Origin of the sequence: Streptococcus bovimastitidis (assembly GCF_001885095.1) — a bacterium.
GTDB lineage: Bacteria > Bacillota > Bacilli > Lactobacillales > Streptococcaceae > Streptococcus > Streptococcus bovimastitidis.
The window spans coordinates 408,980-426,403 of sequence record NZ_LZDD01000002.1; the positions used below are offsets into that span (position 1 = coordinate 408,980).

Below are 17,424 nucleotides of genomic sequence, written 5' to 3' on the forward strand. Positions count from 1 at the left end.
CAAAAAAGCTCTTTAATTGCATTTTTACATCTATCTCTATTATCTGTATTTTAATTCTTTAAAAACTCAACTTCCGCATCATCCTATCTAATTTTGTAATAACAAATTATTTTAAAAGCAATGTCCTCGTAGACATTGCTTTTAAAAAAGAAATATATTTCGAATATCCATCATTCAATCAATTCACGTATTTTTTTAGAAATAGCACTTTGGGACAATCCATAATATTGCAATAGGTAATCTACTTTTCCCACTTGACCAAATGATTCATCTATTCCCATTCGATGAACACGTGTATCAGCATCATCTCCCATTAGTTCACAGATAGCACTACCTATTCCTCCAATTCTATTATGGTTTTCAATGGTTACAATAATCTTTCCTTTCAATTCATCTCTTAATCCATCTGGCAGAGGCTTGATTCTAAAGAGATCAATAAGTCCTACCTTAAAACCTTCCTCAGCAAGTCTATCAACAACCTCTGATGCTTCTGCCACCATAATACCAGAAGCAACTACTACAATATCTTGACCTTGTCGTAAAGAAATATATCCTTTTTTAAAATCTTCATGTCCTTTATAAACCGGCTTTGGAGATTTCCTTGTTGTTCGGATGTAAGATAACCCTTCTAAATCTAATGTCTCTTTCAGAACTGCCTCAAATTGAATATCATCACTAACTTCATATAAAGTTGTGTTTGGGATTAACCGAATAAGACCTAGTTCTTCAAAAGGCATATGAGTTCCACCATTCATCTCAGCCGTAACTCCCGCATCTGAACCAATAATAGTTGCTTTCAAACGAGCGTAACCTAAAGAAATAAATAGCTGATCAAAAACACGACGACTTGCAAAAGGGCCAAAGGTATGAACATAAGGATGAAATCCTTTAACAGAAAGACCGGCAGCTAAACCAATCATTTGCGCTTCCATGATACCAAGATTAACATAACGTTTCCCAAAATCTGCTGCTAGGCTATTGGTTGACATCGAACTTGATAAATCTGCTTCTAAGACAAGTAAGTCTTTATGGGTGTTATTGGCTTCTTTTAAAAAGTCACGATATACATGGCGCATTTCTTTACTGTTTCTCGTCATTCTATCACCCCCATTTGCTGTTGCATATCTTTAACAATTTCTTCTAGCATCGCTTTTTCACTCTGACTTGGACGTAAATGATGGTTTGATGCCATGTTTTCAATTTCTTTGACGCCTTGGCCTTTGACCGTATCGAGAACAATACATTTTGGTTTTTCTGAGGCGCTATTTTTGAAATCCATTAGAGCTTGATGGATAACTGCGATATTTTGTCCATCAACTCGTATAGCATCAAAACCAAAGGCTTCAAATTTAGCTACAAAATCCCCACTTTGACAAATTTCTGATGTTAATCCATCTAACTGTTTTTTGTTATCATCAACGAAAACAATGAGATTTGATAATTTTTGATGAGCAGCAAATTGGATAGCCTCCCAACATTGTCCCTCATTTAACTCTCCATCACCAACAATGGTATAGGTTACAAAGGGCTCCTGGTTTATTTTTTGACCATATGCAATTCCTGTAGCTGCACTAATCCCCTGTCCTAATGAACCGGTTGTCATATCTACACCAGGCGTCAAATTACGATCTGGATGGGAAGGAAGACGCGTTCCATTCGTATTTAAAGAGAATAAAAACGATTTGTCAAAAAAGCCTTTTAGATATAAGGTACTGTATAAAGCTGGCCCAGCATGACCCTTCGATAAGACAAAATAATCCCGTTCTTTTTTCGCAAATAGTTCTGGCGTCATTGGCATGACGTCTCCATAGAGAACTGCTAAAGTTTCTACAACCGAAAGACTTCCTCCATAATGACCAAAGCCAAGATGATTAAGGCTTTCGAGAATCGTCAAGCGAATTTGATTCGCAAAAACTTGTAATTCTTGTAATTTATCTTCGCTTAAAGGCATTCTTATACCTCCTTAGTTTTCTCTTTACCAATAAATGATACAAGTACTAATCCCACTAAAATGGCAACTAGACCGATAGCAATGGTCATTGATCCTCCCATTTTGTTGAGAGCTCCTAAAATAATACCAGTCAAACCGAAATCAGCATCTGAGAAGGTAGAGCCTTCAAATCCAAGACCACCGAGAACAGGCATTAAGAAAATTGGAAGGTAACTAATAAGGACACCTTGCATAAAGGCACCCACTGTAGCACCTTTAACGCCACCAGAAGCATTTCCGATAACACCAGCTGTAGCACCACAGAAGAAGTGAGGGACAACACCTGGAAGAATAACTGTTGTTCCCGTTAAGATCATAATAGCCATACTCACCAAGCCACCCGCAAAACTTGAAATAAAACCTAGTAAAACAGCATTAGGTGCATATGGATAAACAATTGGACAATCCAAAGCAGGTTTGGAATTTGGAACCAACTTTTCTGAGATTCCTTTAAAGGCAGGAACAATTTCACCTAAGATTAAACGAACTCCAGCAAGGATAACGAAGACACCAGCGGCAAATTGACCAGCTAGCTGAAGAGCATAGACTAGACCATGTGTGCCATTACTCAATTCCTTAGCAATCCATGCTGGACCAGCAAAGATAGCAACAATCAAATAAATGATAGTCATTGAAATAGTGATACTTACTGTACTATCACGTAAGAAAGATAAACTTTTTGGAAATATGATATCTTCTGTTGATTTTGATTTATCTCCAACTAAACCACCAATAGTCCCACTCAACCAATAACCAAGAGAACTAAAGTGTCCTAAAGCGACCTTATCATTGCCCGTCAATTGAACCATAAATTTTTGAACAAATGCAGGAGACACACTCATGATAATTCCCAAAGCAAGTCCACCAAAAATAATCAAGGTAGCTGATTTAAAACCAGAAACAGTCATAATGACAGCTATCATGCAGGCCATATATAATGTATGGTGACCAGTTAAAAAGATGTATTTAAATTTTGTGAAACGGGAAATCAAAATGTTGAAAATCATACCTGCAAACATAATTAATGCCGTAGCTGATCCATATTTTGTTAAAGCGACAGCCACAATAGCTTCATTATTTGGAACGACCCCTGAAAGATTAAAGGCATGTTCAAACATAGTACCAAATGGATTTAATGAACTTTGAACAATACCAGCTCCGCCAGATACAACTAGAAAACCAACAAAAGTTTTGATGCCACCTTTAACAATGTTAGGAGTGTCTTTTTTTTGCAATAGAAGACCAATAATAGCAATTAGAGCTACTAAAATAGCTGGGGTACTTGCTATATCAACTAAAAATTTCATGATTTCCTCCTTTTAAATAAGTCCTTTTTCTTGGCAGATTGCAGTTACTAATTCTCTTAATTCATCCATATCAATAATACTATTCAAAATGCGAACATCACCTAAATGACCAGCTGAATTTTCCAAATCTCGTCCAACAATCCACACATCAGCTACTGAAGGATCCGCTCCACCTAAATCATAGTGCTCTACTTCAACCTCTGTTACACCCAAATCTTTCAAAATTGATTCAATATTCATCTGAACCATAAAACTTGATCCTAAACCTGAACCACATGCAGTACCAATTCTTAACATAAATTTATGCCTCCTGATTTATTATATCTTTTATATCTTGATAACTTCTCGAAGCTAGCAAGACTTCAACTTGCTCCTTCTCTCTTAAAATAGTTGTCAATTGTGACAAAGCCTTTAGGTGTGTCTCATTATCCACAGCAGCAATACAAATTAGCAAATATATTTCTTGCTTTGGATCATCTAACAAGTAAATTGGATTTTCCAAAACTAACATTGTCATACCAACATCTTGAACACCATCTTCTGGTCTAGCATGTGGAATAGCAATGCCTTTTCCTAAGTTGATAAATGGACCATATTCTTCCACCTTATTAATCATCGCCTGCGAATAGTCTTTACTAATTTTTCCTTGGTCTAGTAATGGCTGAGCAGCTAAATGAATTGCTTCTTTCCAATTCATTTTTTGTGCACTTGTTTGATAAGTTTTCTCAGTAATTAATTCGTGCAGCAAGGGCCTCACGTCCTTTCGTATTAAATCTTGTTTAAGTATTTTTCTCAAGGCAAATCGTAGTTCTTTTTCCTTAGTCACAGTGGCATAGTGCTTAATGGTGGATAGTATAGTCTCAACGGTTAAATCCTCTTCAGCTATTCCAGGAAAATCTTGACTGACCATATCCACTAGCTGAAAAGATTGTTCCTCAGACATGACCATGGGGACCAGATAACTAGGTTTATCTCTAGTCAATTTGATAGTAGAAAAAATCATATCGTAATCTTTATGATTCATTTGCTCTAACTGGTCAATTCGAGATATTCCTTGAAAACTAAGTTGAGGAAAAAGGATTTTCAGATTGTCTTTCACAATCAAAGAAGAACTAAACCCATTGGGACATATGATGACTGCCTTATAATGACTTTCAGAAATTGGTTTTTGCTGATAAAGGTAACCTCCAAAATGGAGGACGAAATAAGCAATTTCACTTGTTGGAATGGGATACCCAACTTCTCTTTCCAAAGGTAATAAAGCCTGACTAACCATATCAAATAACTCTGGATAGTCTTTCTTAATGCGTTGAGTATAGTCGTTACAGCTAGATAAGCCAAATTGAAGACGATAGTAGGCTGGAATCAAGTGACGCTCCATACTAGCAATTAACTCTTTTTTATTGTCAAAATTTAAGAGTGAAATACCCTCTAAGCAATTAATAATTTCTAAAGTTAAGTTATTAAAATATAGGTCTTTACTATTTTGATCCCCTTCAAAAGAGCCTGATAGTAACAAACTCAGATAATTTTTTTGAGCATCCTCTAAACCTAAATCAATACCTTCTTGTAACATAATATCAGTGGAAACAAGTTCTATTAAATCTTCAATTTCTTTAGAAATAGGTGCCCGATTATCTTCAATCCTGATGACAGGTCGTTGGTAGCGACTCAATATAAAGATTATTATGTAGAGACACTCTTTTAAACGATTTAGTATGGGAGACATTTGAAAAGTATGATAGTAATCAGCAACTCTCTTCTCTAATAAATCATAGGAAACCCTATAATCCCATTCAGAGAGAATATAATCCAGAGCCCAACGACCATTTGGAGATTGTAGAAGCTCTGTAATAATTTTAATTGCCATGCGATGCTTATCTTCTTCATTACCATGTAAGGTATAACCTAGTTGGCGTGAGTAAGATAATTGAATCCCATGATTCCTTAACAAAGCTCTCAGTTCTTTTATATCGGTAAGTGTCGTATTCTTACTAACCTTTAAAAAGAATTGATAATGATTATTCGAAACAAAGTCCTTTCGACAGAAAGTGTAGAGATAGATAAATGCAATCCGTTCTTCTTGTGCTAATGCAATATGCTCAGAATCTAGCAACCTAAAAATAAGTTGAGACTTGTTTTCAAGTTCTTTTGCTAGACTATAATTGCCTTTATTTAAGATAATTTTAGGCAAATCTCGCTCTTGGAAAAAGTCATTAATTACCTCAATTTCTTCTGTTAAAACCTTTATGGGATACTTAGTTTTGACGGATAACTCATAAAGAGATAGTTGTTGATTTCTAATGAGTGTCATCAGTATTACCAGTGATTTATTATCAACCATGACCTTGCCTTTCCTATTTCATTTTAGCCTATTGTACCATTAGAGCCAAGACCCTATTGAGCACAATTTTGACCATTCATCATTAACGTCAGATTGTGCTCAATGCAGATAGTCATATTATACATTGGAAAGAGCAAGTTGAGAATAATAAAAAGCCTTCCAACTAGTTAATGACAACTAGTCAGAAAGCTTTTTCATTTTGAATTTATTTTCCTAAAATAGCAATTGTTTGATAAGCTTTGAGGGTAAGCTTTTGACCCACAGTTGCTTCACCAGTATAGTTACTAATCAACACTTGGCCATTTTGATAAGCTTCCTCTAAATCTAAAGTCACTTGATCAGCATAGAAGTTGTTTAGAACCAAGAGTTTTTGGTCATCTAAATGACGCTCAAAGGCATAGACACTTGTGCTGTCCTTGTAAGTAGCCTTATAATCACCTTCAGCAATCAGTGGCATTTCCTTACGAAGTTTAATCAGTTGCTGATAGAACGGGAAAATTTTACCTTTTTTCTCATTTTCAACATTGATTTCTTGATATGATTTACCGGCTTTCAACCATGGTGTGCCTGTGGTGAATCCAGCATTTTCGCTACCATCCCACTGCATTGGCGTCCGTGAATTATCGCGGGACTTGGCTTGGATAATGGCAAAAGCTTGCTCGGGCGTTTTACCCTCATTCAACATGATTTGGTAGGCATTTAAACTTTCAATATCGACATAATCTGCCATGGAACTATAATCCGGATCAATCATCCCAATTTCTTCTCCCATATAGATGTAAGGTGTCCCACGCGACAAATGAATCGATGCCGCCAACATGGTCGCCCCTTCATTCCGGAAGTTTTTCACGTCAACAAAACGGTTTAGCGCTCTTGGTTGATCATGGTTATTGTAGAACAAGGCATTCCATCCGTCCCCCTTGCTCATTCCCTCACCCCATGAATGGAAGAGATCGCGTAACGCGACAAAATCAAAGTCCATGATTGTCCACTTTTGGCCATCCAAATAATCCACTTTCAAATGGTGGAAATTAAAGGCCATTGAAAGCTCCTCGCGTTCTGGAGCAGTATAAAGAATACAATTTTCAATAGTTGTCGCTGACATTTCACCAACTGTCATGAAGGAACTATCTTGACCAAAGCTGGCATTATTCATCATTTTAAGGTAGTCATGCGTGATAGGACGGTCAGTATATGCAGGTTTACCATCATTGACCGGGCAATCAACCAACTCTTCGTCTTTACCAATTAAATTAATCACATCAAAACGGAAGCCTTTAACACCCTTATCACGCCAGAAATTAACCACTTTAAAGAGTTCTTCACGAACATTTGGATTACGCCAATTTAAATCAGCCTGTGTGACATCAAATAAATGGAGATAATATTTACCTGTATTACCAAAAGGAGCCCAAGCATTGCCACCAAATTTGGAAACCCAATCCGTTGGTTGGTCACGAAGAATAAAGAAGTCTTGGTAGTACTCATCCCCTGCCAAAGCTTTTTGGAACCACTCATGTTCTGTCGAACAATGGTTTAGTACCATATCCAGCATGAAATCAATGCCAAGATCTTGCCCAACAGCAATCAATTCTTCAAAATCAGCCATTGTACCAAAATCAGGATTGACAGCAGTATAATCTGCAACATCATATCCGTTATCCCTTTGAGGACTTGGATAAAATGGATTTAACCAAATCATGTCAATACCCAGTTCTTTCAAGTAAGGCATTTTTTCAATAATCCCTTTTAAATCACCGACACCATTACCACTAGTGTCCTTATAAGATTTAGGGTAAATTTGATAGACAACTTTACGTTTATCGATAGTCATAGGTTTCCTTTCCCTTAAATGACATCAGGAACTGTTACCAGTTCCTGATGTCCGTTTTTCAAACTTATTTTTTGACTGCTTTCATCATAGCTTCGTTACGAACGATTTGACGAGGTATGTCACCTTCAACGTCAACAGTATATGCATCTTGGTTAGTTACAATAACCGGAGTTTCAGTTGGATAACCTGCTTCTTTAATAGCATCCATATCAAAGGAGATTAATTTGTCACCCGCTTTAACATAGTCACCTTGGCTAACATGAGCAGTAAAGCCTTTTCCTTCAAGATTGACTGTATCCATACCAATATGCATTAAGAGTTCAACACCATCAGTAGAGACTAAACCAACCGCATGTTTTGTAGGGAATAAAACAGATACTTGCGCATCAACTGGAGAAACTAATTCACCTTCAGTTGGTTGAATCAGCACACCTTGTCCCATAACACCTTGGGCAAAGACTGGGTCAACAGCTTCACTTAAAGGTTTAACCTCACCAGTAAGTGGGCTAACTAAGGCAACAGATGAACCTGCTTCAGCAAGTGCTGAACCAGCAGCTGCTGTAGTTGCTGCTTCAGCGACTGGAGCTTCAACTGCTTCGTCAGCTAAACGAGCAGCAATAGCTTCATCTTCAGCTTTAGTCATGATATTTGATTTACGGAAGAAGAATGTAAGAGCAATCGGTACAGCAATAGCTACTGCCATACAGATGAAGAATGGTACCATGTATTTAACATTGATCGCCATGAAACCTGGAAGTCCACCAACACCAATTGAGTTAGCTTGGACGTTCATTGTTGTACATAATAAACCAGCAATACTTGAACCAATCATACCGGCAACAAATGGGTAGATGTATTTAACATTAACCCCAAATAAGGCAGGCTCAGTAACACCAAGGTAAGCTGAGATTGCTGCTGGAAGCGAAATTTCTGCTTCTTTATCATTATGACGGTTCATGAGGTAATAACCAAACACGGCAGAACCTTGAGCAATATTTGAAAGGGCAATCATTGGCCACAAACCAGTGGTATGAGTTGCAGTATCGGCAATCAACTGAGTATCGATGGCATTTGACATGTGATGCAAACCAGTGATAACAAGTGGCGCATATAAGGCACCGAAGATAGCACCAAACAACCATTTAACAGGTCCAGTTAAACCAGCAAGAACGACAAATGAGATTCCTTTACCAATTGTCCAACCTAAAGGGCCTAAAACAGTATGTGCTAAGATAATAGCAGGTACTAATGATAAGAATGGTACAAAGATCATTGAAACAACTTCAGGAATACGTTTACGCCAGAAGATTTCCAAATAAGCAAGAGATAAACCAGCTAGTAAAGCAGGGATAACTTGTGCTTGGTAACCAATTTTGTTAACAGTGAAGAAACCAAAATCCCAAACCCAGTTTTTAGCAATTTCAGATGCTGGAGTGCTTGCTACTGCATAGGCATTAAGTAACTGTGGAGATACCAAACAGATACCAAGAACGATACCGAGGATTTGAGTTGTACCCATTTTGCGTGTTACTGACCAAGTAATACCAACTGGAAGGAAGTGGAAGATCGCTTCACCTGGTAACCATAGGAAGGCATCAACACCAGCCCAGAATTTAGAAACTTCTACGACAGTTTTTCCATCAAGGAAACTCCAAGGAACACTGTCAATTAAGTTACGGAAACCTAAAATAAGACCCCCAACGATGATTGCTGGAATGATTGGCGTGAAGATTTCAGCCAACATTGTCATCACACGTTGGAAAACATTTTGATTACTTTTAGCTGCGGATTTAGCGGCTTCTTTTGAAACGCCTTCTACACCTGAAACTGCGGTAAAGTCATTATAAAAAATTGGAACATCATTACCAATGATAACTTGGAATTGTCCAGCGTTAGTGAATGTTCCTTTAACAGCAGAAATTTTTTCAATTTCTTTGATGTTAGCTTTGCTATTATCATTCAAAACAAAACGCATCCGAGTTGCGCAGTGAGTGACAGCCTTGATGTTTTCCTTACCGCCAATAGCAGTTAGGAGCGTCTTAGCTTCGTTTTCAAATTTTCCCATTTGATTTCCCCTAAATCCTTTTTCCATACTTACTCAAGTAAAGCAAGCAAAAATTAATTTTTATAAATTCTAGTAGAGAATTTAATCTACCCCTCAATTGTAATCGATTCCAAATTTGTATGCAAGTTGTTTGCTCAATAAATTGACTTTTTTCCCTGAAATATGTTATCTTGTATGTTGAAAATCAGACAAGTTAGAAAGAGAAGTCACACTCCATGAAAAAATACGAACGTATCTTTAAAGATTTGGAAGAAAAAATATCCAAAGAAATTTATGCTATCGACGACTTTTTACCAACCGAAATTGAATTAAGTCAAGAATACCAAGCCAGTCGAGACACCATTCGAAAAGCTTTAACTCTCTTGGCTAAGGCTGGATTAGTCCAAAAACAACAAGGTAGAGGAACTCAAGTCATTAAACATCACCAAATTCTTTTTCCAATCTCAGAATTGACCAGTTATCAAGAATTGGTTTCCTACTTTAACATGAATTCCAAAACCAATGTCATTGCTATTGACAAACTGATTATTGATGAAAAAATGGCTAAATTAACAGGATTTCCAGTTAATTCACTGGTATGGCGAATCACCCGTCAAAGGGTTGTTGACGGCGTAGCTTCAGTCCTTGACATAGACTATTTGAGTAAAACGATTGTTCCTAAAATAAGCCGAGAAATTGCCGAAAAATCTCTCTATGAATACCTAGAAAAAGAGCTAAAGTTAGCCATTGATTTTGCTTTAAAAGAAGTAACCATTGACCAAGTGAATGATAAGGATAAAATCTTATTAGACCTAGGGTCCGATCGACATGTGGTCTCCGTTAAATCAAAAGTCTACTTATCATCAAATGAGCAGTTCCAATTTACGGAAAGCCGGCATAAATTAGAGAAGTTCAAGTTTGTTGACTTCGCTAGACGTAAACCAAAATAAAGAACCTGCTATAAATCAACCTTTGGCTAGCAGAATATAAGAAAAACCTTTATGAGAATGATCACTTGTTCTAAACAAATGATCCTCATAAAGGTTGTTATGATAAAAACTTATCTTGATAATCTTGACCCCAGTCAAGCATGGCATTAATAACAGGTTCCAAACTTAACCCAGTCTCAGTCAAAGAGTACTCTACCCGTGGTGGTACTTCCGCATAGACTTTGCGATCAACCAAGCCATGAGCCTCCATATCACGTAACTGACTGGTCAAAACTTTTTGACTGACTGTGCCAATGGAATTCTTCAATTGACCGAAACGCATGGTGCCTTTTAACAAGTCTCGTAAAATCAAAATTTTCCATTTATCGCCTATCAGAGCCAAAGTTGTTTCAACAGGACATTGGACATTTTCTTCAGGCATGTCATCACTTCTTTCTTAATAGTTTCTTTTAGTAACTTAGAAACTATTATATCCTAAATAAAATTTAATGCAAGTCCCCATTAAAAACGCCGAAAACACACAATTGTTACTTATAAGTAACTATACCACAATAAAGTGCCTACTTTTCAAAAAGAAACTTAGGGGATAAGATATACTTAAGAACTAAAAGAACGAGGATTTACTATGACTTACCCATATCAATCACAAATTACCTTAGGTACAGTTTCCCTTTATGTTAATAACCTAGAAAACATGACCCGTTTTTACACTGACATGATTGGTTTTACTATTCTCAGCCAAGATGAGACCAAAACACATTTAACTATTGACGGCCAAACTGTTTTTCTTGAACTTCTTAAATCAACGTCACCACGTCAATTGACTTATGGATTATACCATACTGCAATCCTAGTTCCTGACCGTCAGTCACTTGGGCTGGCGCTTCATCACTTAGCAACTAGCCATGCACCACTTGAAGGCGCTGCAGATCACGGTTATAGCGAAGCGATTTACCTCAGCGACCCGGAAGGGAATGGTATTGAAATTTATCGTGACAAAGACATGAGTCAATGGGATATTCGCGAAGACGGCCATATTATTGGTGTTACTGACCCAATGGATGCTCAAGGAATGCTGGACGAATTGACTGAAATTCCAGCAAACTTCAAATTGCCTCAAGGAACTATCTTAGGACACGTTCATTTAAGCGTTAAAGATGCTCTAGCTTCTTCTCAACTTTATCAAAAAGTATTTGGGATGACAGACAAAATGACTATTCCTACAGCATCATGGATTGCATCTGGAGACTACCATCACCACTTGGCCTTTAACCATTGGGCTGGACCAAATTTGGGAGCTAAAAAAGCTGGCATCCCTGGATTAAAATACCTTACTATTACCTTTGCTGATGCACTTGCCTTTGAAGCTACTTACAAAAAAGCACAACTTCATGGCATGACTGTTAGTGAGAAAACAGAAAATAGCTTCTTAACGACTGATACTGATGGCATCACAAGCAAAGTAACCTTAGAAGCCTAAAATGATAAGCCCTTTCTTGACAGAAAGGCTTTTACTTTACTACAATAAGGACATGTTAACTTATATAATACCAAGTGCCAAAGAAATGGCCATATCAAAAGAGAAGTTCCCCCCTTCCCTTTCGGAAAATAGCCGAGCAATCATCGATGAACTGGCCTCTTTATCAGTTGAGCAACTGGCTGCCGCTTATAAAATAAGTCCTCAAGCCGCTTCAAAAGAGTCTGATAGAATCCATGCTATCCACAAGGAACAAGCCCCAACCTATCCAGCTTACCGACTCTTCAACGGTCTCATGTACCGACATATCGAACGTGATGACTTAACTAAGAAAGAAGAAAAGTATTTAATCAAAAATACCTACATCACCTCTTCTCTCTACGGTATCATACCCTTTGATTACCCTATCGCAGAACACCGATTAGACTTTCAAACAAAAATCAAAGTAAAAGAAGAATCATTAAAAAGCTATTGGCGACATTCCTATGATGCTTTTCTGGAGCGAAAAGGACCTTTCATCTCTCTCTTATCTAGTGAATTCGAGGATGTTTTCAGTCCAGAAAAGAGACAACTGTGGATAAGTGTCACCTTTTTAGAGGAAAAAAATGGCCTTTTAAAAAGCCACTCAACAATCTCTAAAAAAGGACGAGGTGATTTCTTAACGGCTGCCTGCAAGGCTAACTGTAAGACCCTAAAAGACCTTAAAAAGCTTGAATTCAGTGGTTTTCGCTTTGATGACCAAGAATCTGATAGCAAACATTTCGTCTATATCAAAAAAGAGGCCTAGGCCTCTTTTTTTTGCTTTCATCCACATTTTTATGACTTATGCACAGCTTGTGGATAAGTTTGAGGATAAGATGATAAAGTCCTTAGTTTCCATACTATCTAGGAGCAGAAAAGTAGTCCTTAGTTTATAGTAAATGATCTCGACTAACTTGTTCAAAAGACTGGTCTCCATCATTTAATTTTGACCAGATAACGACTTGACCAGACTTTAAAGATTCTTGAACATCAATAATCCGTTGATTTGAGGAACCTCTAAACTGGAGCATCAAATTCTTCTTAGTAATATCAAAACGTCCATCTACTAAGATATCAATCAAAGAAAGCATCTCTAGCTTATCCTCTGATTCTCCCATCATTTCTTCCCAAGTGTAGCCAGTCCATGACCAAATGTCTTTTTTTGGCAATTCTTTTCGAATACGTTTTATCAAGGGGATTAAAAAGTTTGTATTCAAGAATGGTTCCCCACCTAAAAGGGTTAATCCTTGGACATAGGGTTGCGCCAAATCAGTCATAATTTGTTCTTCAAGTTCTTCACTATATGGCATTCCGGCATTAAAAGACCAGGTAGCCGCATTGTAGCAGCCTTTACAGTGAAACATACATCCTGAAACATATAATGAATTTCGTACCCCTTCACCGTCAACAAAATTAAAAGCTTTATAGTCAATGACACGACCTTTACTAAGGTCTTTAGCCTGCCATTCTTTTGGTTTAGGATTATTCCAACATTTTTCTGACATGAAACCTACCTTTTATTTAATCCAATAACGCTCCGTATCATTCTGAATATCTTCCAAATGACCACCATTTGCAAGGATGACTGATCGACTTGCAGGATTAGTCCTTTTACAGGTCACTAAAATTTCACGAATATTCTTGTCTCGAGCGATCTCTATTGCTTGACTTAACATTTCTTTAGCGTAGCCATTTCGTCTTTGACTTGGCCGGACGGAATAACCTATATGGCCTCCTTCTTTGAGGAGAGCATCATTCAACCGAAGACGTAAACTTAAAAATCCAAGTGCCTTTTGACTATTTTCATCAAAAGCGACAAATTGAATCGATGGAACGAAATGATTAGGAACACCAATCCCAGCCTCAAACTCCTTGTTCCTTTCGAGCCATGCTTCATAATTGAAATCTTCCCTATCCCAGAAACCACCATCGTGAGCTGACTTTTCCAATTCAAATTCTTGCATCATCTCAAGAATTGCCGATTTATCTTTTAAATTTGGTCTTCTTAATTCCATAAAAACTCCTATTTTGGTAAATTGAGCTCTAAGTTTCCGGAACTTTCCTGGGAAGTCACGATTTGATGGCAGATCCAATGACTTAGTAGACTTGTTTCTGGGTTGACAGGGTTGACACCACTTGTAATTGCTTCAATGAAGGCATCAATAATGGTTTCAAAGCCTCTCTTGTAAAGGGTTGTATCCCAAGAACTAAAGCCTTTTCTTTCTTGATCAGTAGCTGTAAAAATCGTTAATTCATCAAGATTTTCCAGGTGCATGGTCATTTCCGGACCTTGAACTTCCATTACTTCGCGTCGACTTCCAGACTGTAAATTCATGGCAGCCGTAATGCGAGAATCTTTCGTATTCAAGTTGACAGAAACTTGACAGAGCAACCCATCTTCTAGTTGATAATCAAAACTTCCTGATTCAAGAGGTTCGTCCGCCAAAAAGATTGCTGTATCAAGGGGGTGGATAAAGAAATCAAAAATTTTAAAGACGAAATCACCCAGTCTGTCACTATCGTTTTTCTCAACATGAACTTTACGCTTATTTGACAAGGTTGACAATTCTTTGACACGGGGTGCAAAACGTCTATTAAAGCCAGCCATTAAAAAGGTATTATGTTCTTCAGCTAATTGATAGAGCTCTAGACTTTCATGAAAGGACTCTGTTAATGGTTTATCCATATAGACAGGAATACCACGCTCAAGAAAGAGTTTAGCCATCTGATAGTGGACTTTTGTAGCCACATGAATAAAGACCCCATCCAAATCACTAGCAGCAAGTTCTTCAACCTTTGCATAAGTTTTTGACTGTCCAAATAGTTGATCAACCTTAGCTAAGGTTTCTTGATTACGTGTAAATAAATGCCATTCAATACCACTAAGCTGGCGCATATAAGGTAAATAGGCTTTTTGAGAAATACCACCTAATCCAACAATACCAAGTTTTAACATCATGAATGCCTCTTTCTTTGGTCTTACTTATCTTTTTTAGCTTGTTTCTTTAGTTTTTCCAAGAATTGTGGTTTTAAGTCTTTTGATTTATCTTTTTTCGTAGCAGACTTTTGTGATTGTTTCTCATGGAAACGCTCTACTTGCTGCATGCCTTTATAATCTAATTGATATTTTCCCATTTTACTTCCTCTTTTCTGACATCTGATATAAATAAAAGATTGCTTTTGGTAAGCAACCTTTTAAGCATAACATCATTTTTTAAAAATTGCTATTGAGACTAATCTTACAAGCCTGGGTATTTAATGGTTGACCCATTCATATGTTTAACACGTGACGTAATCTCTTTATGACGACCATTAACCATTGGACGTGCCTGTGGGTTCCCAAGATAACCACATGTTCGCTTAACCACATCAACTGTTTTCGGGTCATTATTGCCACAATTTGGACATGTAAAGCCTCTTTCAGTAGGTTTGAAATCACCTTCAAATTGACACTGGTAGCACTTATCAATTGGCGTGTTTGTTCCTAGATAGCCAACTCGGTCATAAGCATAATCCCAAACAGCTTCCAAAGCCTTAGGATTCTGTTGCAATACCGGGTACTCACAATAGTGAATAAAGCCACCAGATGCACCCACTTCAGGATAAATCTTTTCAAAGTCTAATTTTTCAAATGGTGTTGGATTTTTTCGAACATCATAGTGGAAAGAATTTGTATAATATTCTTTATCTGTGATATTCTCAAGAACACCAAACTTTTCAGTATCTAAACGACAGAAACGATCTGTAAGACTTTCCGACGGTGTTGAATAGACTGAGAAATGATAGCCATAAGTGTTAGACCAATCTTCACAAGCCTCTTTCATGGCTTTAATAATGGATACTGTAAATTCTTTTGCTTCATCATTTGTTTCCCATTCTCCACCATAGAAAACAGATGCAACTTCATAAAGACCAATATAGCCTAAAGAAACGGTAGCTCGGCGATTTTTGAATAGTTCGTCAACGGAATCTGTCTTGTTCAGACGTTTGCCGAAGGCACCATATTGGTAAAGAATTGGAGCATTGGCTGGACTGGCTTCCTTAACACGTTCAACACGATAAACAAGTGCGTCTTTACCAATTCCAAGACGCTCATTAAAAAGCTCCCAGAATTTATCCATATCACCATTAGATTCCAAAGCAATACGTGGAAGATTCAAAGTGACGACCCCTAAGTTCATCCGACCAGATGTCACATCTTGACCATTTTCATCTTTCCATCCCTGTAAGAATGAACGACATCCCATTGGTGCCTTGAAAGAGCCTGTTAAATCGATAATTTTGTCATAGGAAAGCATATCTGGATACATGCGTTTTGTAGCACATTCCAAGGCTAACTGTTTAATATCGTAGTTAGGTGTATCTTCCTCTAAGTTTAAACCTCGTTTTACAGTAAAAATTAATTTGGGGAAAATAGCAGTTCGATGTTCACTACCAAGCCCTTTAATCCGAATCTCAAGAATAGCCTTCTGAATTTCACGCTCAAACCAAGATGTCCCTAAGCCAAATCCAAGAGATGTAAATGGTGTTTGCCCATTAGAAGTGAAAAGAGTATTAATCTCATATTCCAATGATTGCATGGCATCATAGATGTCTTTTTGTGTTTTCTCATAGGCATAAGCTTCACGTTTATCTTCAATAACCCATTTTTCAGCGTCAGCCATGTGTTTCTTGTAATTGAGCTCGGCGTATGGGGCTAAGAATTCGTCAATACGATCAGCAGTACAGCCACCGTACTGACTTGAAGCAACGTTGGCAATGATTTGTGAGATTTGTGCAGTCGCTGTTTGAATTGATTTTGGACTTTCAACTTCGGCATTACCAATTTTGAACCCATTGGCTAACATCCCTTTAAAGTCAATTAAACAACAGTTGGTCATTGGCGTATAAGGACTATAATCCAAATCATGATAATGAATATCACCCTTTTGATGGGCATTGGCGACATGAGGAGGTAACATTTTTAAGCCAATTGATTTCCCGACAATTCCAGCCGTTAAATCGCGTTGCGTGTTAAAGACATCACTGTCCTTATTTGCATTCTCATTTACGACTGTTTGATCCTTATTAAGCAGTTTATCAATGGTAAAGTTAATATCAGTTGCTTGAGAGCGCGCAAAATCACGTTGAGTTCGATAATTAATATAAGCCTTGGCAATGGCATACTCATTTGCTGATAATAATTCGTGCTCTACGATATTTTGAATTTCGTAAATTTTAATATTGTTTGGAAAACGATCTTGAATTTCCGCAATGACACGATCAGAAACAGCCTCTAGTTTAGCTTCAACCAAGGGTGACATCTTAGTAACTTCAAGACTAGCTTTCAATAAGGCACTGTAGATTTTCGTCGTGTCAAAAGACACCAAACGACCGTCACGTTTAATTACTTTTATATCAGGTTGAACAAATATAGTTTCTTTTTCTTCTGTCATCATTTTCATTTCTCCTTACTTG

Annotated in this window: 17 protein-coding genes; 3 read left to right on the forward strand and 14 right to left on the reverse strand. The window is 37.4% G+C overall.

The genetic code is table 11. From position 1 onward, the window contains the following. Positions 1-170 precede the first annotated feature (170 nt). From A9Q68_RS07755 to treP, 7 genes are all read right to left on the reverse strand, one after another. Complete coding sequence (locus A9Q68_RS07755; protein ID WP_071794143.1) at positions 171-1,097, reverse strand: transketolase family protein; 927 nt, start codon at positions 1,095-1,097, stop codon at positions 171-173. After that, positions 1,094-1,951, reverse strand: a complete 858-nt coding sequence (locus tag A9Q68_RS07760; RefSeq protein WP_071794144.1) for a transketolase — start codon at positions 1,949-1,951, stop codon at positions 1,094-1,096. Before A9Q68_RS07760 ends, A9Q68_RS07755 begins: the two co-directional genes overlap by 4 nt. Before the next feature lie 2 nt (positions 1,952-1,953). Next, positions 1,954-3,297 carry a PTS ascorbate transporter subunit IIC gene (locus A9Q68_RS07765; protein WP_071794145.1) on the reverse strand — a complete coding sequence of 448 codons (1,344 nt, stop codon included), beginning with the start codon at positions 3,295-3,297 and terminating at the stop codon, positions 1,954-1,956. 12 nt (positions 3,298-3,309) lie between these two features. Continuing rightward, entirely contained in the window at positions 3,310-3,594 is a 285-nt protein-coding gene (locus tag A9Q68_RS07770; protein ID WP_071794146.1) for a PTS sugar transporter subunit IIB, read from the reverse strand. 4 nt (positions 3,595-3,598) lie between these two features. Next, entirely contained in the window at positions 3,599-5,641 is a 2,043-nt protein-coding gene (locus A9Q68_RS07775; RefSeq protein WP_071794147.1) for a BglG family transcription antiterminator, read from the reverse strand. Between the two features lie 205 nt (positions 5,642-5,846). Then, on the reverse strand, positions 5,847-7,475 hold the full coding sequence (treC, locus tag A9Q68_RS07780; protein WP_071794148.1) for an alpha,alpha-phosphotrehalase: 1,629 nt from the start codon (positions 7,473-7,475) through the stop codon (positions 5,847-5,849). Between the two features lie 64 nt (positions 7,476-7,539). Beyond that, a complete protein-coding gene (gene treP, locus A9Q68_RS07785; protein ID WP_071794149.1) occupies positions 7,540-9,540 on the reverse strand; it encodes a PTS system trehalose-specific EIIBC component in 2,001 nt (666 codons plus the stop codon). A gap of 215 nt (positions 9,541-9,755) precedes the next feature. Here treP and treR point away from each other — a divergent pair, with 215 nt between their 5' ends. After that, positions 9,756-10,469, forward strand: coding sequence for a trehalose operon repressor (gene treR / locus A9Q68_RS07790; protein ID WP_071794150.1), 714 nt, complete (start codon positions 9,756-9,758; stop codon positions 10,467-10,469). Between the two features lie 97 nt (positions 10,470-10,566). Here treR and A9Q68_RS07795 read toward each other — a convergent pair whose 3' ends face one another. Beyond that, entirely contained in the window at positions 10,567-10,890 is a 324-nt protein-coding gene (locus A9Q68_RS07795) for a winged helix-turn-helix transcriptional regulator (protein ID WP_071794151.1), read from the reverse strand. A gap of 204 nt (positions 10,891-11,094) precedes the next feature. Here A9Q68_RS07795 and A9Q68_RS07800 point away from each other — a divergent pair, with 204 nt between their 5' ends. After that, positions 11,095-11,949 carry a VOC family protein gene (locus A9Q68_RS07800; RefSeq protein WP_071794152.1) on the forward strand — a complete coding sequence of 285 codons (855 nt, stop codon included), beginning with the start codon at positions 11,095-11,097 and terminating at the stop codon, positions 11,947-11,949. On the opposite strand, the gene A9Q68_RS11155 is transcribed toward A9Q68_RS07800, so the two are convergent. Continuing rightward, entirely contained in the window at positions 11,946-12,047 is a 102-nt protein-coding gene (locus tag A9Q68_RS11155) for a glutaredoxin domain-containing protein (RefSeq protein WP_420806780.1), read from the reverse strand. The genes A9Q68_RS07800 and A9Q68_RS11155 overlap by 4 nt on opposite strands. Between A9Q68_RS11155 and yaaA the strand changes: the two genes are divergently transcribed. Next, positions 12,002-12,733 (forward strand): peroxide stress protein YaaA, encoded by a 732-nt coding sequence (yaaA, locus tag A9Q68_RS07805; RefSeq protein WP_071794247.1) that lies wholly within the window; start codon positions 12,002-12,004, stop codon positions 12,731-12,733. The two genes, A9Q68_RS11155 and yaaA, sit on opposite strands and share 46 nt — an antisense overlap. A gap of 124 nt (positions 12,734-12,857) precedes the next feature. On the opposite strand, the gene nrdG is transcribed toward yaaA, so the two are convergent. The 5 genes from nrdG to nrdD form a co-directional block, all read right to left on the reverse strand. Further along, positions 12,858-13,472: an anaerobic ribonucleoside-triphosphate reductase activating protein gene (nrdG, locus tag A9Q68_RS07810; RefSeq protein WP_071794153.1), complete on the reverse strand. Its 615-nt coding sequence runs from the start codon at positions 13,470-13,472 to the stop codon at positions 12,858-12,860. A gap of 12 nt (positions 13,473-13,484) precedes the next feature. After that, positions 13,485-13,982, reverse strand: coding sequence for a GNAT family N-acetyltransferase (locus A9Q68_RS07815; RefSeq protein WP_071794154.1), 498 nt, complete (start codon positions 13,980-13,982; stop codon positions 13,485-13,487). A gap of 8 nt (positions 13,983-13,990) precedes the next feature. Then, positions 13,991-14,923: a Gfo/Idh/MocA family protein gene (locus A9Q68_RS07820; RefSeq protein WP_071794248.1), complete on the reverse strand. Its 933-nt coding sequence runs from the start codon at positions 14,921-14,923 to the stop codon at positions 13,991-13,993. A gap of 23 nt (positions 14,924-14,946) precedes the next feature. Next, positions 14,947-15,102 carry a hypothetical protein gene (locus tag A9Q68_RS10785; protein WP_165605230.1) on the reverse strand — a complete coding sequence of 52 codons (156 nt, stop codon included), beginning with the start codon at positions 15,100-15,102 and terminating at the stop codon, positions 14,947-14,949. Between the two features lie 104 nt (positions 15,103-15,206). Then, a complete protein-coding gene (gene nrdD, locus A9Q68_RS07825) occupies positions 15,207-17,402 on the reverse strand; it encodes an anaerobic ribonucleoside-triphosphate reductase (RefSeq protein WP_420806788.1) in 2,196 nt (731 codons plus the stop codon). Between the last annotated feature and the right edge of the window lie 22 nt (positions 17,403-17,424).